General features: G+C 66.3%; 23 protein-coding genes. All 23 read right to left on the reverse strand.

Features of this window, described 5'->3' with window-relative positions; genetic code table 11:
* Positions 1-2 precede the first annotated feature (2 nt).
* On the reverse strand, positions 3-539 hold the full coding sequence (rplF, locus tag C1C97_RS04790; protein WP_110919104.1) for a 50S ribosomal protein L6: 537 nt from the start codon (positions 537-539) through the stop codon (positions 3-5).
* Positions 540-570: 31 nt separating this feature from the next.
* Entirely contained in the window at positions 571-969 is a 399-nt protein-coding gene (gene rpsH / locus C1C97_RS04795; protein WP_110919103.1) for a 30S ribosomal protein S8, read from the reverse strand.
* A gap of 74 nt (positions 970-1,043) precedes the next feature.
* Positions 1,044-1,613 carry a 50S ribosomal protein L5 gene (gene rplE, locus C1C97_RS04800; protein WP_110919102.1) on the reverse strand — a complete coding sequence of 190 codons (570 nt, stop codon included), beginning with the start codon at positions 1,611-1,613 and terminating at the stop codon, positions 1,044-1,046.
* On the reverse strand, positions 1,613-1,951 hold the full coding sequence (rplX, locus tag C1C97_RS04805; RefSeq protein ID WP_019309641.1) for a 50S ribosomal protein L24: 339 nt from the start codon (positions 1,949-1,951) through the stop codon (positions 1,613-1,615). The genes rplE and rplX overlap by 1 nt, the downstream gene beginning before the upstream one ends.
* A 1-nt stretch (position 1,952) precedes the next feature.
* Entirely contained in the window at positions 1,953-2,321 is a 369-nt protein-coding gene (gene rplN, locus C1C97_RS04810) for a 50S ribosomal protein L14 (protein ID WP_012397698.1), read from the reverse strand.
* Positions 2,322-2,830: 509 nt separating this feature from the next.
* Complete coding sequence (rpsQ, locus tag C1C97_RS04815) at positions 2,831-3,118, reverse strand: 30S ribosomal protein S17 (RefSeq protein ID WP_019309642.1); 288 nt, start codon at positions 3,116-3,118, stop codon at positions 2,831-2,833.
* Positions 3,115-3,411 carry a 50S ribosomal protein L29 gene (gene rpmC, locus C1C97_RS04820; RefSeq protein WP_110919101.1) on the reverse strand — a complete coding sequence of 99 codons (297 nt, stop codon included), beginning with the start codon at positions 3,409-3,411 and terminating at the stop codon, positions 3,115-3,117. The genes rpsQ and rpmC overlap by 4 nt, the downstream gene beginning before the upstream one ends.
* 3 nt (positions 3,412-3,414) lie before the next feature.
* Positions 3,415-3,831, reverse strand: coding sequence for a 50S ribosomal protein L16 (gene rplP / locus C1C97_RS04825; RefSeq protein ID WP_085106409.1), 417 nt, complete (start codon positions 3,829-3,831; stop codon positions 3,415-3,417).
* The gene (rpsC, locus tag C1C97_RS04830; RefSeq protein WP_110919100.1) at positions 3,831-4,667 is read right to left on the reverse strand and encodes a 30S ribosomal protein S3; all 837 of its coding nucleotides are present in this window, start codon (positions 4,665-4,667) and stop codon (positions 3,831-3,833) included. Before rpsC ends, rplP begins: the two co-directional genes overlap by 1 nt.
* Positions 4,668-5,033 (reverse strand): 50S ribosomal protein L22, encoded by a 366-nt coding sequence (gene rplV / locus C1C97_RS04835; RefSeq protein WP_055085353.1) that lies wholly within the window; start codon positions 5,031-5,033, stop codon positions 4,668-4,670.
* A gap of 52 nt (positions 5,034-5,085) precedes the next feature.
* Positions 5,086-5,367 (reverse strand): 30S ribosomal protein S19, encoded by a 282-nt coding sequence (rpsS, locus tag C1C97_RS04840; protein WP_012397692.1) that lies wholly within the window; start codon positions 5,365-5,367, stop codon positions 5,086-5,088.
* A gap of 12 nt (positions 5,368-5,379) precedes the next feature.
* On the reverse strand, positions 5,380-6,219 hold the full coding sequence (gene rplB, locus C1C97_RS04845; RefSeq protein WP_110919099.1) for a 50S ribosomal protein L2: 840 nt from the start codon (positions 6,217-6,219) through the stop codon (positions 5,380-5,382).
* Positions 6,220-6,250: 31 nt separating this feature from the next.
* Positions 6,251-6,556: a 50S ribosomal protein L23 gene (gene rplW, locus C1C97_RS04850; protein WP_110919098.1), complete on the reverse strand. Its 306-nt coding sequence runs from the start codon at positions 6,554-6,556 to the stop codon at positions 6,251-6,253.
* Positions 6,553-7,173 (reverse strand): 50S ribosomal protein L4, encoded by a 621-nt coding sequence (gene rplD / locus C1C97_RS04855; RefSeq protein WP_110919097.1) that lies wholly within the window; start codon positions 7,171-7,173, stop codon positions 6,553-6,555. The genes rplW and rplD overlap by 4 nt, the downstream gene beginning before the upstream one ends.
* Before the next feature lie 5 nt (positions 7,174-7,178).
* On the reverse strand, positions 7,179-7,835 hold the full coding sequence (gene rplC / locus C1C97_RS04860) for a 50S ribosomal protein L3 (protein WP_019309650.1): 657 nt from the start codon (positions 7,833-7,835) through the stop codon (positions 7,179-7,181).
* A 16-nt stretch (positions 7,836-7,851) separates the two neighbouring features.
* Positions 7,852-8,160, reverse strand: a complete 309-nt coding sequence (rpsJ, locus tag C1C97_RS04865; protein WP_003803825.1) for a 30S ribosomal protein S10 — start codon at positions 8,158-8,160, stop codon at positions 7,852-7,854.
* Between the two features lie 531 nt (positions 8,161-8,691).
* Entirely contained in the window at positions 8,692-9,882 is a 1,191-nt protein-coding gene (gene tuf / locus C1C97_RS04870; RefSeq protein WP_110919096.1) for an elongation factor Tu, read from the reverse strand.
* A 157-nt stretch (positions 9,883-10,039) separates the two neighbouring features.
* Positions 10,040-12,154 carry an elongation factor G gene (gene fusA, locus C1C97_RS04875; protein WP_121030242.1) on the reverse strand — a complete coding sequence of 705 codons (2,115 nt, stop codon included), beginning with the start codon at positions 12,152-12,154 and terminating at the stop codon, positions 10,040-10,042.
* Positions 12,155-12,234: 80 nt separating this feature from the next.
* Entirely contained in the window at positions 12,235-12,705 is a 471-nt protein-coding gene (gene rpsG / locus C1C97_RS04880) for a 30S ribosomal protein S7 (RefSeq protein WP_012397685.1), read from the reverse strand.
* Positions 12,705-13,079 carry a 30S ribosomal protein S12 gene (rpsL, locus tag C1C97_RS04885; protein WP_110919094.1) on the reverse strand — a complete coding sequence of 125 codons (375 nt, stop codon included), beginning with the start codon at positions 13,077-13,079 and terminating at the stop codon, positions 12,705-12,707. Before rpsL ends, rpsG begins: the two co-directional genes overlap by 1 nt.
* Before the next feature lie 321 nt (positions 13,080-13,400).
* Positions 13,401-14,060, reverse strand: a complete 660-nt coding sequence (locus C1C97_RS04890) for a CoA-transferase (protein WP_110919093.1) — start codon at positions 14,058-14,060, stop codon at positions 13,401-13,403.
* The gene (locus tag C1C97_RS04895) at positions 14,057-14,755 is read right to left on the reverse strand and encodes a 3-oxoacid CoA-transferase subunit A (protein ID WP_121030244.1); all 699 of its coding nucleotides are present in this window, start codon (positions 14,753-14,755) and stop codon (positions 14,057-14,059) included. Before C1C97_RS04895 ends, C1C97_RS04890 begins: the two co-directional genes overlap by 4 nt.
* A 512-nt stretch (positions 14,756-15,267) precedes the next feature.
* On the reverse strand, positions 15,268-19,158 hold the full coding sequence (locus tag C1C97_RS04900; protein ID WP_121030246.1) for a DNA-directed RNA polymerase subunit beta': 3,891 nt from the start codon (positions 19,156-19,158) through the stop codon (positions 15,268-15,270).
* Between the last annotated feature and the right edge of the window lie 23 nt (positions 19,159-19,181).

A 19,181-nucleotide genomic window follows, 5' to 3' on the forward strand; every position in this document is an offset into this window, starting at 1 on the left:
GATTACTTACCAGCCTTTCCGGCCTTGCGGCGGATCTGCTCGCCCGCGTAGCGGACGCCCTTGCCCTTGTAGGGATCGGGCAGACGCAGGGAGCGGATCTTCGCGGCGACCTGGCCAACCTGCTGCTTGTCGATACCGGAAACGGTGACCTTGTTGTTCCCCTCGACGGACAGCGTGATGCCGTCCGGGGCACTGAAGGGAACCGGGTGGCTGTACCCCAGAGCGAACTCCAGGTCTGCCCCCTTGGCCTGCACGCGGTAACCCGTGCCCACGATCTCCAGCTGCTTGGTGTATCCGTCGGACACACCCTGGACCATGTTGGCGATCAGGGAACGCGTGAGTCCGTGCAAGGAGCGGGACTCGCGCTCGTCGTTGGGACGGGACACCTGCACGGTGCCGTCCTCGACGACCACCGTGATGGGTGCGGCCACGGAGTGGGTCAGGGTGCCCTTCGGGCCCTTGACCGACACCGCGGAACCGTCCACGGAAACCTCCACACCGGCGGGCACAGAGATCGGGAGACGTCCAATACGTGACATGTCTTCTTCCTTTCTTCTTCTGTGCTACCGATTACCAGACGTACGCGAGGACTTCCCCGCCCACGCCCTTCTTGCCTGCCTGCTTGTCAGTCAGCAGCCCGGAAGAGGTGGACAGGATCGCGATACCGAGGCCACCGAACACCCGAGGGAGGTTGGTGGACTTCGCGTACACGCGCAGGCCCGGCTTGGAAATGCGGCGAACACCGGCGATGGAGCGTTCACGGTTGGATCCGAACTTGAGCTGCAGGGTCAGCGTCTTGCCGACCCGCGCGGGCTCCTCGGACCAGTCCGCGATGTAGCCCTCGGCCTTGAGGATGTCCGCGATCCGAGCCTTCAGCTTGGAGTACGGCATGCTCACGGTGTCGTGGTAGGCGGAGTTCGCGTTGCGCAGACGCGTCAGCATGTCTGCGACGGGATCTGTCATTGTCATGTGGGCTTCAGCCCTTCCTCGCCACGGTTTCCCTGCCGGTTACAGCCCGCAGGGACCTTCTGGCGTCGATGGAATCAGTTGGTCTTGAACGGGAAGCCGAGCGCCTTGAGCAGGGCACGGCCTTCGTCGTCGGTCGTGGCGGAGGTGACCACGGTGATGTCCATGCCCCGCACGCGGTCGATCTTGTCCTGATCGATCTCGTGGAACATGGACTGTTCCGTCAGACCGAAGGTGTAGTTGCCGTGGCCGTCGAAGTGACGGTCGGACAGACCCCGGAAGTCACGGATGCGCGGCAGCGCCAGCGTGACCAGGCGGTCCAGGAACTCCCACATGCGGTCGCCGCGCATGGTGACGTGGGCGCCGATGGGCATTCCCTCACGCAGCTTGAACTGCGCGATGGACTTCTTGGCCCGGTTGATCACGGGCTTCTGACCGGTAATGGCGGTGAGGTCCTTGATGGCGTTGTCCACCAGCTTGGAGTCCTTGGCCGCCTCGCCCAGACCCATGTTGACCACGACCTTGACCACGCGCGGCATCTGCATGACGTTCGTGTAGCCGAACTGCTCCTGCAGGGCGGGAGCAACGGTCTCCTGGTACTTGGCCTTGAACCGGGGGGTGTACTTCGTTTCGGTGGTTTCGCTCATCACAGATCCTTGCCGGTGCTCTTGGACACGCGAACGCGAACGGTCTTCTGCTTGCCGTCACGCTCCACGGTCTCGGTGCGGTAGCCCACACGGGTCGGCTTGCCGGTCTCCGGGTCCACGAGCATCACGTTGGAGATGTGAATGGGAGCCTCGGACTTGACGAGGCCGCCGGCTTCGCCCTGGGCGTTGGCGCGCTTGTGCTTGGTCACGACGTTCACGCCCTCGACCACCACGCGGGAGGTCTCGGTGATCACGCGCAGGACCTTGCCCTGCTCGCCCTTGTTCTTGCCGGTGATGACCTGCACGAGGTCGCCGGTCTTGATCTTGAATTTAGCCATGTCAGAGCACCTCCGGAGCCAGCGAGACGATCTTCATGAACTTCTTGTCGCGCAGCTCGCGGCCCACGGGGCCGAAGATGCGCGTGCCGCGGGGGTCCCCGTCGTTCTTCAAGATCACTGCGGCGTTCTCGTCGAAACGGATGTAGGAACCGTCGGGACGGCGCCTCTGCTTCTTGGTACGGACCACAACCGCCTTGACCACGTCGCCCTTCTTGACGTTGCCGCCGGGGATGGCGTCCTTGACGGTGGCGACGATGACGTCACCAATGCCTGCGTAACGGCGTCCGGATCCACCGAGCACACGGATGGTGAGAATTTCCTTCGCACCCGTGTTGTCGGCAACCCGCAGCCGCGATTCCTGCTGAATCACTGAATACTCCTGTCGTCGCGCCGGTTCTCATCCAAACCTGCTGAATGCCGAGCCTTGCGGAACGTTGGTCGTGTGAACTCTCCACGCCACGGTGATCCCCGAGGCCGTAGGAGGGGCCCGGGGCGCTGCGTGAAGTTTGTGCGCGAGGATCGGTCACACGGTGTGGTGGGAATTCCACCGGCTGCCCCGCTCGGATTCGTGGCTGAGCGCAGAATCAACGAGCAAGTTGTCGCAGCACGCGCCGTTCAACGGCACGGAACTGCCCGTGGCGGACCACGGGTCTTGCCGCCATCAGCGGTTCCCGCACGAGGCGTGGGAGCCGGATGGCCGTGGATTCTGACTCAGCAGGGTCGAAGTCAGAGGGGCACACGTGTGACGACACGCGTACCGGCCCAATCTACCGCACCCGCCCCCGGAACTCCAATCGGCGGGCCGCGCACCGCACATGCACCAGGCCCCCGCCCGGTGAACCGGACGGGGGCCTGGGATCGGGACCGATCGGGAGAGACCTACTTGGCCTTCTCGATGATCTCCACGATCCGCCAGTTCTTGTTGGCGGACAGCGGACGCGTCTCGACGATGCGCACGAGGTCCCCGACGCCGCAGGAGTTCTGCTCGTCGTGGGCCTTCACACGCTTGGACTTGCGCAGCACCTTGCCGTAGAGCGCGTGCTTGACGCGGTCCTCGACCTGGACCACCACGGTCTTGTCCATCTTGTCCGAGACCACGTAGCCCTGGCGGGACTTGCGGTCACCGCGCTCGGCCGTGGCCGTCTCGTTGTTGACCTGCTCGCTCACTTGGCATCATCCTCAGACTTGGCAGCCTTCTTCGAGGCCTTCTTCTCGGTCTTCGCAGCAGCCGGCGCCACGTCCTCGCGGATCCCGAGCTCGCGCTCGCGCAGCACGGTGTAGATCCGGGCGATGTCGCGCTTGACGGACTTGAGACGACCGTTGCTCTCGAGCTGACCCGTCGCAGCCTGGAAGCGCAGGTTGAACAGCTCTTCCTTGGACTTGCGCAGCTGGTCGGTGAGGGCACCGGTGTCGAGAGCCGCGAGGTTCTCCACGTTCAGATCCTTGGATCCAATAGCCATTGATCATTCACCGCCTTCGCGACGCACGATGCGTGCCTTCATCGGGAGCTTGTGGATTGCCAGGCGCAGCGCCTCGCGCGCCACTTCCTCGCTCACGCCGGAGATCTCGAACATGACGCGTCCGGGCTTGACGTTGGCGATCCACCACTCGGGGGAGCCCTTGCCGGAACCCATGCGGGTCTCGGCGGGCTTCTTGGTCAGGGGTCGGTCCGGGTAGATGTTGATCCAGACCTTGCCGCCACGCTTGATGTGACGGGTCATGGCGATACGCGCGGCCTCGATCTGACGGTTCGTGACGTACGCCGGGCTCATCGCCTGGATGCCCCACTCGCCGAACGTGACCTGGGTTCCGCCCTTGGCCTGACCCCGACGACGCGGGTGGTGCTGCTTACGGAACTTCACACGACGTGGGATGAGCATTACTTACCACCCTCTGCGTTGGTCGCCTCCGCAGCGGAGTTCTGCTGCGGGGCTGCGGTGGTGTCGCGTTCGCGACGCCCACCGCGGTCGTTACGGTCATTCGGACGACGACGACGCTCGCCGCCACCGCCACCGCCGCGGCGGTCGTTGCGTCCGCGCGAGGACGGGGCAGCGGCCTGCTGGGCGGCCAGTTCCTTGTCGGTGAGGTCGCCCTTGTAGATCCAGACCTTCACGCCGATCCGGCCGAAGGTGGTCTTCGCCTCGAAGAAGCCGTAGTCGATGTTCGCGCGCAGGGTGTGCAGGGGCACACGGCCTTCGCGGTAGAACTCCGAGCGGGACATCTCCGCGCCGCCCAGACGACCGGCGCACTGGATCCGGATGCCCTTGGCGCCCGCGCGCTGCGCGGACTGGATGGCCTTCTTCATGGCGCGCCGGAACGCGACACGCGAGGCCAGCTGCTCGGCAACACCCTGGGCGACGAGCTGCGCGTCGATCTCCGGGTTCTTCACCTCGAGGATGTTCAGCTGGATCTGCTTGCCGGTGAGCTTCTCGAGCTCGCCGCGGATGCGGTCCGCCTCGGCGCCGCGGCGGCCGATCACGATGCCCGGACGCGCCGTGTGGATGTCCACGCGGACACGGTCACGGGTGCGCTCGATCTCGACCTTGGAGATCCCGGCGCGGTCCATGCCCTTGGACATGAGCTCGCGGATCTTGACGTCCTCGCGGATGTAGTCCTTGTAGCGCTGACCCGGCTGGTTGGAGTCCGCGTACCAGTGCGAGACGTGATCGGTGGTGATGCCCAGACGGAATCCGTTGGGGTTGATTTTCTGTCCCACTTAGCGGACCTCCTCCTTCTCCGGGGTCGCCACGACCACGGTCACGTGGCTCGTGCGCTTGTTGATGCGGTACGCACGGCCCTGGGCACGCGGCTGGAACCGCTTCATGGTGGGTCCCTCGTCCACGAAGGCCGCAGAGACCACGAGGTCTTCCGGCTTGAACGCGAGACCCTCGCGGTCGGCCTTCTGCCGGGCGTTCGCCACGGCGGATTCGAGAACCTTGAACACCGGCTCGGAAGCTGCCTGGGGGGCAAACTTCAGAATCGCCAATGCCTCATTCGCCTGCTGGCCACGAATCAGGTTGACGACGCGCCGGGCCTTCATAGGCGTCACGCGGATGTAGCGCGCAGATGCCTTGGCTTCCATTGCTTTCCTTCTCTCGTCTTGTCGAAGAAGTGCAAGGTGCTCACCCGGTGGGTCAGCGACGCTTGCCCTTCTTGTCGTCCTTCACATGGCCGCGGAACGTGCGGGTGGGGGCGAACTCGCCGAGCTTGTGCCCGACCATCGACTCCGTGATGAACACCGGAACGTGCTTGCGTCCGTCGTGCACGGCGATCGTGTGACCGAGCATGTCGGGGATGATCATCGAGCGGCGGGACCACGTCTTGATGACGTTCTTGGTGCCCTTCTCGTTCTCCTTGGCGACCTTCACGAAGAGGTGCTGATCGACGAAAGGGCCCTTCTTGAGGCTGCGTGGCATTAGTCAGGCTCCTTAGCGCTTGTTCTTGCCGGTACGACGACGACGCACGATGAGCTTGTCGCTTTCCTTGTTGGGGCGACGGGTGCGTCCCTCGGGCTTGCCGTTGGGGTTGACCGGGTGACGACCACCGGAGGTCTTGCCCTCGCCACCACCGTGCGGGTGGTCCACGGGGTTCATGACCACACCACGGACGGTCGGGCGGACGCCCTTCCAGCGGTTGCGACCGGCCTTGCCCCAGTTGATGTTGGACTGCTCGGCGTTGCCGACCTCACCGATGGTCGCGCGGCAGCGGACGTCCACGTTGCGGATCTCCCCGGAGGGCAGCCGCAGCTGGCCGTACTTGCCCTCACGGGCCACCAGCTGCACGGAGGCACCGGCGGAGCGGGCGAGCTTGGCTCCCCCACCCGGGCGCAGCTCCACCGCGTGCAGCACGGTGCCCACGGGGATGTTGCGCAGCGGCAGGTTGTTGCCGGGCTTGATGTCCGCGTTGGGGCCGGACTCCACGACGTCGCCCTGGTTCAGCCGGTTCGGCGCGATGATATAGCGCTTCGTGCCGTCCACGTAGTGCAACAGGGCGATGCGCGCGGTGCGGTTCGGGTCGTACTCGATGTGAGCGACCTTGGCGTCCACGCCGTCCTTGTCGTGACGACGGAAGTCGATCACGCGGTACTGGCGCTTGTGGCCACCGCCCTTGTGGCGGGTGGTGATCCGGCCGGTGTTGTTGCGACCGCCCTTCTTGGGCAGCGGACGCACCAGGGACTTCTCGGGCGTGGTGCGCGTGATTTCTACGAAGTCCGCAACCGACGAGCCACGACGGCCCGGGGTTGTCGGCTTGTGCTTACGGATAGCCATGTTTTGAGTTCCTCGTTAAAGTGGTCTCCGCTCAGGAGAGCGGACCGCCGAAGATGTCGATGGAGCCTTCCCGAAGGGACACGACGGCACGCTTGGTAGCCTTGCGCTGTCCCCAGCCGAAGCGAGTGCGCTTGCGCTTGCCGGGACGGTTGAGAGTGTTGATGGACGCGACCTTCACACCGAAGATCTGCTCGATCGCATACTTGATCTCGGTCTTGTTCGAGGCCGGGTCCACCTGGAAGGTGTACTTGCCCTCGTCGATCAGGCCGTAGGACTTCTCGGAGACCACGGGACGGATGATGACGTCGCGCGGGTCCTTGTTGTAGATGGCGCTCACTTGGCGTCCTCCTGCTTGCTACCGGACGCGGCTGCGACGAACGACTCGTAAGCGGCCTTGGTGAAGACCACGTCGTCCGAGACGAGCACGTCGTACGTGTTGAGCTGGTCGGCGTACACGGCGTGCACGTTGACCAGGTTGCGCACGGACAGTGCGGCATTGTCCTCGCCGCGGCCCAGCACGACCAGCAGGTTCTTGCGCTCGGAGATCGAACGCAGCGCCTCCTTGGCGGCCTTCGTGGACGGTTGCGCGCCGCCCAGTTCCGCCACCACGTGGATGCGGCCGTTGCGGGCCCGGTCCGAGAGGGCACCGCGCAGGGCGGCGGCCTTCATCTTCTTGGGCGTGCGCTGGGAGTAGTCACGCGGCGTGGGGCCGTGCACCACGCCACCACCGGTCATGTGAGGGGCGCGGATGGAGCCCTGACGAGCCCGGCCGGTGCCCTTCTGCTTGAACGGCTTGCGACCTGCGCCGGAGACCTCGGCGCGGGTCTTGGTCTTGTGCGTGCCCTGACGGGCAGCGGCCAGCTGTGCCACGACGACCTGGTGCAGCAGAGCCACATTGGTCTGGGCGTCGAAGATCTCAGCGGGCAGCTCGACGCTGACGGTTTCAGTTGCCATGGGTATCAAGCTCCCTTCACGGTGGAACGGACGAGGACGACCGATCCCTTGGGGCCCGGCAGGGCGCCCTTGATGAGCAGCAGGGAGTTCTCGGCGTCCACCGCGTGCACGGTCAGGTTCATGGTGGTGTGGCGGGCGTTGCCCATCCGACCGGCCATGCGCATGCCCTTGAACACGCGTGCGGGGTACGACGCGCCGCCGATGGAGCCCGGCTTGCGGTGGTTCTTGTGCGCACCGTGGGAGGCACCCACGCCGGAGAAGCCGTGACGCTTCATCACACCGGCCGTGCCCTTGCCCTTGGTGGTGCCGACGACGTCGACCTTGGCGCCGGCCTCGAAGAGCTCCACGGACAGTTCCTGCCCCAGCTCGTACTCGGCGGCGTCGGACGTACGGAGTTCGACGACGTGGCGGCGGGGCGTCACGCCTGCGGCGGCGAAGTGACCGGCCAGGGGCTTGGTCACCTTGCGGGGATCGATCGCACCGAAGCCGATCTGGACGGCGTTGTAGCCGTCCTTGTCCTCGTTACGCAGCTGCGTCACGACGTTGGAGTCGGCCTTGACCACGGTCACCGGCACGAACTTCCCGTTCTCGTCCCAGACCTGGGTCATGCCGAGCTTGGTGCCCAGCAGGCCCTTCACCTGGCGTTCGAAAGTGGTAGTCATTGGGGTGCGATCCTTTTTACAGCTTGATTTCGATGTTCACGTCAGCGGGCAGGTCGAGACGCATGAGCGAGTCGACAGCCTTGGGCGTGGGGTCGATGATGTCGATCAGCCGCTTGTGCGTGCGCATCTCGAAGTGCTCACGGCTGTCCTTGTACTTGTGCGGCGAGCGGATCACGCAGTACACATTCTTCTCGGTGGGCAGCGGAACGGGTCCCACCACCGTGGCACCTGCGCGCGTCACCGTCTCAACGATCTTCCGGGCCGAGACGTCGATGACCTCGTGGTCATAGGACTTCAGCCGGATGCGGATTTTTTGTCCCGCCATGGCGTCGTGACTCTCTTTCTTCAAGTACTTCCCTGTATGGAGTCCAGGACTCCTTGTGTTCGGCGGGCTTCTGCCCACCACCCCGCACAGACTGAATCCGGAACGAGAGATCCGGGTTCCTCACCCTGCCGGGGCTCCGGCACCCGAACTCGGGCGTGTCGCGCTGGGCGACAGCCACGGGTCCACACAATGACGTGGTGCCGGTGAAGACTGGTTGTTCGCGGCACACTCGCGCGGGCACCGGTGCATCACGGTTGCTTCGGCTGCACACGTGCTCCGCACCCGGTTCTCGCGATGGACGTCGTGCTCGTGCGAGGCGCGTGGAGAACTTGCGCCGCTGAGCGAACAACAGCGGCCATTCTGCCAGAGATGCGGACGCGGGCGCAAACCCTGACCGCCGGCGCGGTGCACCGCGCTCCGAGCGCAGGTCCCGGGGCCGGGACCGTGGACATGCGAATGCCCCGCAATCCTTGCGGATCGCGGGGCATTCGCGGGATCGACTCAGCGTCTCACCCGATCATCGGGCATGAATCACTTGATGATCTTGGTGACACGGCCGGAGCCCACGGTGCGGCCACCCTCACGGATGGCGAAGCCGAGGCCGTCCTCCATGGCGATGGGCTGGATGAGCTCCACCGTCATCTCGGTGTTGTCGCCGGGCATGACCATCTCGGTGCCCTCGGGCAGCGTGATGACGCCGGTGACGTCCGTGGTACGGAAGTAGAACTGCGGGCGGTAGTTCGAGTAGAACGGGTTGTGTCGCCCGCCCTCTTCCTTGGACAGGATGTAGACGTTGGCCTCGAAGTCGGTGTGCGGGGTGATGGAACCCGGCTTGCACACGACCTGTCCGCGCTCGACGTCGTCACGCTTGAGACCGCGGAGCAGCAGACCGCAGTTCTCGCCGGCCATGGCCTCGTCCATCTGCTTGTGGAACATCTCGATGCCGGTCACCGTGGTTTTCTGGACGGGACGGATGCCCACGATCTCGACCTCGGAGTTGATCGGCAGGGTGCCGCGCTCGGCGCGACCCGTCACCACGGTACCGCGACCGGTGATGGTGAAGACGTCCTCGATGGGCATCAGGAAGGGCTTGTCGGTGTCGCGCACGGGGTCCGGGACGTTCTCGTCCACGGCCTCCATGAGGTCCTCGACGGACTTGACCCACTCGGCGTCGCCCTCGAGGGCCTTCAGGGCGGAGACGCGCACCACGGGGGCGTTGTCGCCGTCGAAGCCCTGGTCCGACAGCAGCTCGCGGACCTCCATCTCGACGAGGTCGAGCAGCTCTTCGTCGTCGACCATGTCGGACTTGTTCAGCGCCACCAGCAGGTAGGGCACGCCCACCTGGCGGGCGAGCAGCACGTGCTCGCGGGTCTGGGCCATGGGGCCGTCGGTGGCGGCGACCACGAGGATCGCGCCGTCCATCTGAGCGGCACCGGTGATCATGTTCTTCACGTAGTCGGCGTGACCGGGGGCGTCCACGTGGGCGTAGTGACGCTTGTCGGTCTGGTACTCGATGTGCGCGATGTTGATCGTGATGCCGCGCTGCTTCTCCTCCGGGGCGGAGTCGATGGCACCGAAGTCGCGCTGCTCGTTGACGTCCGGGTACTTGTCGGCCAGGACCTTGGAGATCGCAGCGGTGAGCGTGGTCTTGCCGTGGTCAACGTGGCCGATGGTGCCAATGTTGAGGTGCGGCTTGGTGCGCTCGAACTTGGCCTTCGCCATGATGTGTTCCTCCTAGAACATTGAGGTGAGACTTGCTCGACTGCTCCGGGCCCCGGAGCATGTGACCACAGCGCATCGGCGCTGAGCGTGTCGAAACCTGTGCAAGTCTACTTCTGGATTGTGAATTTACTGAAATTTCGGGGCGAACCCCGGTGGCTTACTCGCCGCGGTTCTTCTGGATGATTTCCTCGGCCACGGCCTTGGGAACCTCTGAGTAGCTGTCGAACTTCATCGAGTACACGGCGCGGCCCTGCGTCTTGGAGCGGAGGTCTCCGATGTAGCCGAACATCTCGGACAGCGGCACGAGAGCCGAGACGAGCTTGACGCCCGTGACGTCCTCCATGGACTGGATCTGGCCACGGCGGGAGTTCAGGTCACCGATGACGTCACCCATGTACTCCTCCGGGGTACGCACCTCCACGGCCATCAGGGGTTCGAGCAGGACCGGGTTGGCACGCCGGGCACCTTCCTTGAACACCATGGAGCCGGCGATCTTGAACGCCATTTCCGAGGAGTCCACGTCGTGGTAGGCGCCGTCGATCAGGGTGGCCTTGACGCCCACCACGGGGTAGCCGGCGAGGATGCCGAGCTGCATGGCGTCCTGGATGCCGTGGTCCACGGAGGGGATGTACTCGCGCGGCACGCGGCCACCGGTCACGGCGTTGTCGAACTCGTACAGCTCCTCGGCGTCCAGCGGCAGCGGCTCGAAGGAGACCTGCACCTTGGCGAACTGGCCGGAACCGCCGGTCTGCTTCTTGTGCGTGTAGTCGACCTTCTCGACGGCCTTCTTGATGGTCTCGCGGTAGGCCACCTGGGGCTTGCCCACGTTCGCCTCGACCTTGAACTCGCGCTTCATGCGGTCCACCAGGATGTCCAGGTGGAGCTCCCCCATGCCGCCGATCTCGGTCTGGCCGGTCTCGTCGTTGAGGGACACCGTGAAGGTGGGGTCCTCCGCGGAGAGCTTCTGGATGGCGGTGGAGAGCTTCTCCTGGTCACCCTTGGTCTTGGGCTCGATGGCCACGAAGATCACGGGGGCCGGGAAGCTCATGGACTCCAGCACGATCTGGTTGCTGGGATCGGAGAGGGTGTCACCGGTGGTGGTGTCCTTCAGCCCGATCGCGGCGTAGATGTGACCGGCGGAGATCTCCTCCACCGGGTTCTCCTTGTTGGAGTGCATCTGGAAGAGCTTGCCGATGCGCTCGCGCTTGCCCTTGGTGGAGTTCATGACCTGCTCGCCGGCCTTGGCCTTGCCGGAATACACGCGGATGTACGTGAGCTGGCCGTAGAACGGGTGCGAGGCGACCTTGAACGCCAGCGCCGCGAAGGGGCCGTCGGCGTCCGCGGTGCGGGTCATGACCTCTTCCTCGTCGTTGATGGCGTGGCCCTGCACGTCCTCCACGTCCAGCGGGGAGGGCAGGTAGTCCACCACGGCGTCGAGCATGGGCTGCACACCGCGGTTCTTGAACGCGGAGCCGCACAGCACGGGGTACGCGGTGGAGGAGGTGGTGAGCTTGCGGATGCCGGCCTTCAGCTCGTCCTGCGTGAGCTCCTCACCGTTGAGGTACTTCTCCATCAGCTCGTCGTCGGCCTCGGCGACGGCCTCCACGAGCTGGTTGCGGTAGTCCTCGGCGCGGTCCTTGAGGTCCTCGGGGATCTCGCGGGTCTCGTACTTGGCACCCAGGGAGACGTCGCCCTTGGAGTCGCCCTCCCAGACCAGCGCCTGCATCGTGATCAGGTCCACGACGCCCACGAAGTCGTTCTCGGCGCCGATCGGCAGCTGCAGCACCAGCGGGGTGGCACCCAGCCGGGACTTGATGGTGTCCACGGTGAAGTAGAAGTCCGCGCCCAGCTTGTCCATCTTGTTGACGAAGCAGATGCGGGGCACCTCGTACTTGTCCGCCTGGCGCCACACCGTCTCGGACTGGGGCTCCACACCCTCCTTGCCGTCGAAGACCGCCACGGCGCCGTCGAGCACGCGCAGGGAGCGCTCGACCTCGACGGTGAAGTCCACGTGACCCGGGGTGTCGATGATGTTGATCTGGTAGTCGTGCCAGTAGCACGAGGTCGCGGCGGAGGTGATGGTGATGCCGCGTTCCTGCTCCTGCGCCATCCAGTCCATCGTGGAGGCACCGTCGTGCGTCTCGCCGAGCTTGTGGTTGATGCCCGTGTAGAACAGGATTCGTTCGGTGGTCGTGGTCTTACCGGCGTCGATGTGAGCCATGATGCCGATATTGCGGACCTTCTTGAGGTCGGTAAGCACGTCGAGTGCCACGATGGTTCCCTTCGTAAAAGGTGGTGCCGGGCCCTGGTGTCGGCCCCGCCTGTGGGCGGGGCCGACAGGACTACCGAATTTTACCAGCGGTAGTGGGCGAAGGCCTTGTTGGATTCGGCCATCTTGTGAGTGTCCTCGCGGCGCTTGACGGCGGCACCGAGACCGTTGGAGGCATCCAGGATCTCGTTCTGCAGCCGCTCGGTCATGGTGTTCTCACGACGGGCCTTGGAGTAGCCCACGAGCCAGCGCAGGGACAGCGCCTGGGCGCGGCCGGCCTTGACCTCGACGGGCACCTGGTAGGTGGCGCCGCCGACACGACGGGAGCGGACCTCGAGGGCCGGCTTCACGTTCTCGAGGGCCTTCTTCAGGGTGGCCACGGGATCGGAGTTGGTCTTGTTGCGCACACCCTCGAGGGCACCGTAGACGATGCGCTCGGCGGTGGACTTCTTGCCGTCCTGCAGGACCTTGTTGATCAGCTGCGTGACCACGGGCGAGCCGTAGACGGGATCGACGACGAGGGGGCGCTTGGGAGCGGGACCTTTACGGGGCATTACTTCTTCTCCTTCTTCGCGCCGTAGCGGGAGCGAGCCTGCTGACGGCCCTTGACACCCTGGGTGTCGAGCGCGCCGCGCACGATCTTGTAGCGGACACCCGGCAGGTCCTTCACACGACCGCCGCGCACGAGCACGATGGAGTGCTCCTGCAGGTTGTGGCCCTCGCCGGGGATGTAGGCGGTGACCTCGATGCCGCCGTTGAGCTTCACACGCGCCACCTTGCGCAGCGCGGAGTTCGGCTTCTTCGGGGTGGTGGTGAACACGCGGGTGCAGACGCCGCGCTTCATGGGGTTGCCCTTGAGCGCGGGAGCCTTGGTCTTCACGACCTTGGAGTGCCGGCCCTTGCGGACCAGTTGCTGAATGGTTGGCACAGTGCCTCCTGGTTGAGCGGTGCCCGGTGTGTGCCGGGCCCGCCGATGACGGAACATTGATCCCGGGGACCCGGTGCGCGCGTCTCGGCCGGGGTCGGGGCGCACATGCACGCGAGCATGACGAAAGATGGCATCTAGGTACAGGGGGCGTACCGCAGGACGGAGTCCGATTTGCCATCTCATTGCAGACTGCCCGGAATCGAGCAATTCTGGGCTATCGTACCAGCTTCCCGCCACCGCGTGAAAACCGGCTCCGCCCACGTGGCCGCCCCTCGGCCGGGCCACGGCGCCGGTCCGGGCGGAGCACTCAGGGGCTGCGGGTCACGCGGCCGGGGCGAGTGCCACGTCAACCCGCCCGACCAGCTCGTCGAAGCCGATGCCGAAGGTCTCCCGGACCGTGAAACGGCCGTCGGCGATCTCGAACACGGCGAGGTCCGTGTACACGCGGGACACGCACGCCACCCCGGTGAGCGGCATGGTGCAGCGTTCGACCAGCTTGGGCCGCCCGTCCCTGGCCATGAGGCCCATCATCACGAACGTCTGCCTGGCCCCGGTGGCCAGGTCCATGGCACCGCCCACGGCAGGGATCGCGTCCGGCTCGCCCGTGTGCCAGTTGGCCAGGTTCCCCTCCCGATCCACCTGGAACGCGCCCAGGACGCAGCAGTCCAGGTGACCGCCGCGCATCATGGCGAAGGAGTCCGCGTGGTGGAAGTACGAGCATCCCCGCGTCTCCAGCACGGGAGCCTTGCCGGCGTTGGTGAGGTCCGGGTCCACGTCCTCCCCGTGTGCCAGGCCACCCATTCCGAGCATGCCGTTCTCGGTGTGGAGGGTGACGTGGTCCGCGGGGCCCAGGTGGTCGGACACCAGCGTGGGCTGCCCGATCCCGAGGTTCACGTAGGAGCCCGCGGGGATGTCGCGGGCCACGACCGCCGCGAGCTCGTGGGGTGTCAGGGGATGGTCCCTGGTGCGCGGAACGCTCATGCCGCACCACCCGCTGGCGGGTCCTGCTGCCCGGGGGAAGCGATCCGCACCACGGTGTCCACGTAGATCCCGGGAGTGACGACGACCTCCGGGTCGATCCCGCCCCGCTCCACGAGCTCGGCGACCTGCACGATGGAGTGCCCGGCCGCCGCGGCCATGACGGGGCCGAAGTTCCGGGCCGTCTTCCGGTAGACCAGGTTCCCGGCGCGGTCCGCCCGGTGCGCCCTGGTCAGGGAGAAGTCGGCGTGCAGTGCGTGCTCCAGCACCTGGTGCCTGCCGTCCAGTTCCCGCACCTCCTTGCCCTCCGCCAGAGGTGTGCCGTAACCGGTGGGCGTGAAGAACGCCCCGATCCCTGCCCCCGCCGCGCGGATCCGTTCCGCCAGGTTGCCCTGGGGCACCACCTCGAGCTCGATCTGCCCGGCCCGGTACTTCCGGTCGAAGTGCCACGAGTCCGCCTGCCGGGGATACGAGCAGATCATCTTCCGCACCCGTCCGAGCCTGATGAGCTCGGCGAGGCCCACGTCCCCGTTGCCGGCGTTGTTGCTGACCACGGTGAGCCCGGAGGCGCCCTGGGCGATCAGAGCGTCGATGAGCTCCACGGGCTGCCCGGCCACGCCGAAGCCCCCGATCATCACGCACGCACCGTCGTGCACGGGCGCCACCGCGGCTGCCGCGCTGTCTGCGATCTCGAGCATGCTGTGTCTTCCTCGGTGGTCCTGTGCCGTGGCTGCGGCCGGGCTGCCGCCCTCCCCCGGCTCGTGCGGTGCGCAGGTTCCGTCCGCACCGTCCGCGCAGGGGCGCGGTGGTTGCCGCATGGAGACATGTTCGCATGGCCAGCACGGCGATGCAGGTTCTTCTTCCCGCCGGCGGTACGCGGGACCCGCGGCTCGGCCAGGGGTGACGTTCACCGGTTTGATGTGGCCGTTCCGGCAGTAAGTCAACCCAAACGGGTTGTCACGACGACGGGGCTCCCGAAAACCCGGACCCGACAACCTGCATCGTTTGCCGGGGTGTCGACGCGCACGGCGGCATGGTTCACCGCCCCGGTCCCCCCGCCGCCTCCGCGCACCGTCCGCCGTCCGGGTACGACGAAGCCCGGGTGGTCCTCCCTGGGGAGGAGGCCCACCCGGGCTCCCTGCCGGTCTCAGCGGCCCGTCACCCGGGACTCACCGCACTCGTGGGTGCGGCGTCCCGGGTTGCGATCCGCTCAGTTGCCGCCGAAGTCGTAGTCGTCGAGCGGGATCGCCTGGAACTCGGAACCGAGTCCCCCGGCGTTCTCCTCGGCGTAGCTGAAGTCGGCGAACGCGGACGGATCCGTGAACATCTGGGCCTTGGCCTCCTCGGTGGGCTCCACGTCCACGCTGTTGTACCGGTCCAGACCGGTGCCGGCGGGGATGAGCTTGCCGATGATGACGTTCTCCTTGAGGCCCAGCAGCGGGTCCGACTTGCCCTCCATGGCGGCCTGCGTGAGCACACGCGTGGTCTCCTGGAAGGACGCGGCGGACAGCCACGAGTCCGTGGCCAGCGAGGCCTTGGTGATGCCCATCAGCTCCGGACGACCCGCGGCGGGACGCTTGCCCTCGGCCACCGCACCGCGGTTGGCCTCCAGGAAGCGCACGTTGTCCACCAGCTCGCCCGGCAGCAGCGCGGTGTCGCCGGACTCGATGATGGTCACGCGACGCAGCATCTGACGGACGATGACCTCCACGTGCTTGTCGTGGATGCCCACGCCCTGGGAGCGGTACACGCCCTGGACCTCGTCCACCAGGTGCTTCTGCGCCTCGCGGGGACCGCGGATGCGCAGCACCTCCTTGGGGTCGACGGCACCGGTGACGAGCTGCTGGCCCACCTCCACGTGGTCGCCGTCGGCGACGAGCAGCTTGGCGCGACGCAGGACGGGGTACGCGAACTCCTCGTCGCCGTTGTCCGGGACCACCACGATCTTGAGGGACTTGTCGGTGTCCTCGATGCGGATCCGACCGGCCACCTCCGAGATGGGTGCCACGCCCTTGGGCGTCCGGGCCTCGAAGAGCTCCTGGATACGGGGCAGACCCTGCGTGATGTCACCGTCCGAGGAGGCCACACCACCGGTGTGGAAGGTGCGCATGGTCAGCTGGGTACCCGGCTCACCGATGGACTGGGCGGCCACGATGCCCACGGCCTCGCCGATGTCCACCAGCTGGTTGGTGGCCAGCGACCGGCCGTAGCACGAGGCGCACACGCCCACGGCGGACTCGCAGGTCAGGACGGAGCGCACGCGCACCTGGTCCACACCGGCGTTGTAGAGCTTCTCGATCATGGCGTCGGACATGTCCGCACCGGCCTCGGCCAGCACCTCGCCGTTCTCGTCCGCCACGGCACCGGCCAGCACGCGGCCGTGCACCGTGTTCTCCACGTCCTCGCTCAGGGTGCGCACACCGGTGTCGGTGATGTCCGCGAGCGGCAAGGTCAGGCCGCGCACGGTCTGGCAGTCCGACTCGCGCACGATCACGTCCTGGGAGACGTCCACCAGGCGACGGGTCAGGTAGCCCGAGTTGGCGGTACGCAGTGCGGTGTCCGCGAGGCCCTTGCGAGCACCGTGGGTCGCGATGAAGTACTCCAGCACCGACAGGCCCTCGCGGTAGGAGGACTTGATCGGGCGGGGCATGATCTCGCCCTTGGGGTTCGCCACCAGGCCGCGGATGCCCGCGATCTGACGGACCTGCATCCAGTTGCCTCGGGCGCCCGAGGACACCATGCGGTTGATGGTGTTGGTGGGCTCGAGGTTGTCGCGCATGGCCTGCGCGACCTCGTCCGTGGCCTTGGACCAGATGTCGATGAGCTCCGAGCGGCGCTCGTCGTCGTCGATCAGACCCTTGTCGTACTGGCCCTGGATGCGCGCGGCCTGGGCCTCGTAGCCCTCCATGATCGCGGGCTTCTGCGGCGGGGTCGCGATGTCCGAGATGGCCACGGTGACACCCGAGCGCGAGGCCCAGTGGAAGCCGGCGTCCTTGAGGTTGTCCAGCGTCCTGGCCACACGGGTCATCGGGTAGCGCTCCGCGAGGTCGTTCACGAGCGCGGAGAGGTGCTTCTTGTCCGCGACGTTCTCGTCCCAGGGGTAGTCCTCGGGCAGCGTCTCGTTGAAGAGCACGCGTCCCAGGGTGGTCTCCACGACGGCGGGCTGACCCGGCTCCCAGCCCTCGGGAGCCTCCCAGCCCGCGTACGGCACGAAGTCCTCGAGGCGAATCCTGCACTTCGCGTTCAGGTGCAGCTCACCGGAGTCGTTGGCCATGATCGCCTCGGCCACCGAGGAGTAGCTGGTGCCCTCCCCCGCCCAGCCCTCACGCACGGTGGTGAGGTGGTACAGACCGATGATCATGTCCTGCGAGGGCAGGGCGATCGGCTTGCCGTCCGAGGGCTTGAGGATGTTGTTCGACGACAGCATCAGCACGCGGGCCTCGGCCTGCGCCTCCGGGGACAGCGGCAGGTGCACCGCCATCTGGTCACCGTCGAAGTCCGCGTTGAACGCACCGCACACGAGCGGGTGCAGCTGGATGGCCTTGCCCTCCACGAGCTGCGGCTCGAACGCCTGGATGCCCAGACGGTGCAGGGTGGGCGCACGGTTCAGCAGCACGGGGTGCTCGGTGATGACCTCTTCGAGGACGTCCCACACCTGAGGGCGGTAACGCTCCACCATCCGCTTGGCGGACTTGATGTTCTGCGCGTGGTTCAGGTCCACCAGACGCTTCATCACGAACGGCTTGAACAGCTCGAGCGCCATCTGCTTGGGCAGACCGCACTGGTGCAGCTTCAGCTGCGGGCCCACCACGATCACGGAACGACCGGAGTAGTCCACGCGCTTGCCCAGCAGGTTCTGGCGGAAGCGCCCCTGCTTGCCCTTGAGCATGTCCGACAGGGACTTCAGCGCACGGTTGCCGGGGCCCGTCACGGGGCGGCCACGGCGGCCGTTGTCGAACAGCGAGTCCACGGCCTCCTGCAGCATGCGCTTTTCGTTGTTCACGATGATCTCGGGCGCGCCGAGGTCCAGCAGCCGCTTGAGCCGGTTGTTGCGGTTGATCACGCGACGGTAGAGGTCGTTGAGATCGGAGGTCGCGAAGCGGCCGCCGTCCAGCTGCACCATGGGACGCAGCTCCGGCGGGATCACCGGGACGGCGTCCAGCACCATGCCCAGCGGCGAGTTGTCCGTGGTGAGGAACGCGTTGACCACCTTCAGGCGCTTCAGGGCGCGGGTCTTGCGCTGGCCCTTGCCCGTGGCGATGGTCTCGCGCAGGGCCTCGGCCTCGGCCGCGAGGTCGAAGGACTCGAGCCGCTTCTTGATGGACTCGGCGCCCATGGAGCCCTCGAAGTACATGCCGTAGCGGTCCACCATCTGGCGGTACAGGGCCTCGTCGCCCTCGAGGTCGTTGACCTTGAGGTTCTTGAAGCGGTCCCAGACCTTCTCCAGGTAGTCGATCTCGCGGTCCGCGCGCTTGCGCACGTTCGCCATCTGGCGGTCGGCGGAGTCGCGCAGCTTGCGCTTCTCGGCGGCCTTGCCGCCCTCCTCCTCCACGCGGGCGAGCTCGTTCTCGAGATCGCGGGCGATCGCGTTGATGTCCGCGTCCCGGGTGTCCTCGAGCTGCTTCTTCTCACGGTCGATCGCGGCTTGCAGGTTGGGCAGGTCGTCGTGACGCGCCTGCTCGTCCACGGACGTGATCATGTACGCGGCGAAGTAGATGACCTTCTCGAGGTCCTTCGGCGCGAGGTCCAGCAGGTAGCCCAGGCGGGAGGGAACACCCTTGAAGTACCAGATGTGGGTCACGGGAGCCGCGAGCTCGATGTGGCCCATGCGCTCACGACGCACCTTGGCGCGCGTGACCTCCACACCGCAGCGCTCGCAGATGATGCCCTTGTAGCGCACGCGCTTGTACTTGCCGCAGTAGCACTCCCAGTCCCGGGTGGGACCGAAGATCTTCTCGCAGAACAAGCCGTCCTTCTCGGGCTTGAGCGTGCGGTAGTTGATGGTTTCCGGCTTCTTGACCTCGCCGTAGGACCAGCCGCGGATCTGATCCGCGGTGGCCAGGCCGATCTGCATGAGGCCCAGTGAAGAATCGTTGGACATAAGGTCCTGTCCCTCTTTCGTAA

Origin of the sequence: Kocuria tytonis, assembly GCF_003226895.2 — a bacterium.
Lineage (GTDB): Bacteria > Actinomycetota > Actinomycetes > Actinomycetales > Micrococcaceae > Kocuria > Kocuria tytonis.

Excerpts from the sequence above, each read along its gene's own strand:
- rplX (WP_019309641.1), bottom strand. The coding sequence starts at position 1,951 with ATGGCTAAATTCAAGATCAAGACCGGCGACCTCGTGCAGGTCATCACC.
- rplD (WP_110919097.1), bottom strand. The coding sequence starts at position 7,173 with ATGGCAACTGAAACCGTCAGCGTCGAGCTGCCCGCTGAGATCTTCGAC.
- rplE (WP_110919102.1), bottom strand. The coding sequence starts at position 1,613 with ATGAGCGAAACCACCGAAACGAAGTACACCCCCCGGTTCAAGGCCAAG.
- rplC (WP_019309650.1), bottom strand. The coding sequence starts at position 7,835 with ATGACTACCACTTTCGAACGCCAGGTGAAGGGCCTGCTGGGCACCAAG.
- tuf (WP_110919096.1), bottom strand. The coding sequence starts at position 9,882 with ATGGCGAAGGCCAAGTTCGAGCGCACCAAGCCGCACCTCAACATTGGC.
- rplB (WP_110919099.1), bottom strand. The coding sequence starts at position 6,219 with ATGGCTATCCGTAAGCACAAGCCGACAACCCCGGGCCGTCGTGGCTCG.
- rpsS (WP_012397692.1), bottom strand. The coding sequence starts at position 5,367 with ATGCCACGCAGCCTCAAGAAGGGCCCTTTCGTCGATCAGCACCTCTTC.
- rplF (WP_110919104.1), bottom strand. The coding sequence starts at position 539 with ATGTCACGTATTGGACGTCTCCCGATCTCTGTGCCCGCCGGTGTGGAG.
- C1C97_RS04895 (WP_121030244.1), bottom strand. The coding sequence starts at position 14,755 with ATGCTCGAGATCGCAGACAGCGCGGCAGCCGCGGTGGCGCCCGTGCAC.
- C1C97_RS04900 (WP_121030246.1), bottom strand. The coding sequence starts at position 19,158 with ATGTCCAACGATTCTTCACTGGGCCTCATGCAGATCGGCCTGGCCACC.
- rplV (WP_055085353.1), bottom strand. The coding sequence starts at position 5,033 with ATGGAAGCCAAGGCATCTGCGCGCTACATCCGCGTGACGCCTATGAAG.
- rpsG (WP_012397685.1), bottom strand. The coding sequence starts at position 12,705 with ATGCCCCGTAAAGGTCCCGCTCCCAAGCGCCCCCTCGTCGTCGATCCC.
- rplP (WP_085106409.1), bottom strand. The coding sequence starts at position 3,831 with ATGCTCATCCCACGTCGTGTGAAGTTCCGTAAGCAGCACCACCCGCGT.
- C1C97_RS04890 (WP_110919093.1), bottom strand. The coding sequence starts at position 14,060 with ATGAGCGTTCCGCGCACCAGGGACCATCCCCTGACACCCCACGAGCTC.
- rpmC (WP_110919101.1), bottom strand. The coding sequence starts at position 3,411 with ATGGCTATTGGATCCAAGGATCTGAACGTGGAGAACCTCGCGGCTCTC.
- rpsH (WP_110919103.1), bottom strand. The coding sequence starts at position 969 with ATGACAATGACAGATCCCGTCGCAGACATGCTGACGCGTCTGCGCAAC.
- rpsJ (WP_003803825.1), bottom strand. The coding sequence starts at position 8,160 with ATGGCGGGACAAAAAATCCGCATCCGGCTGAAGTCCTATGACCACGAG.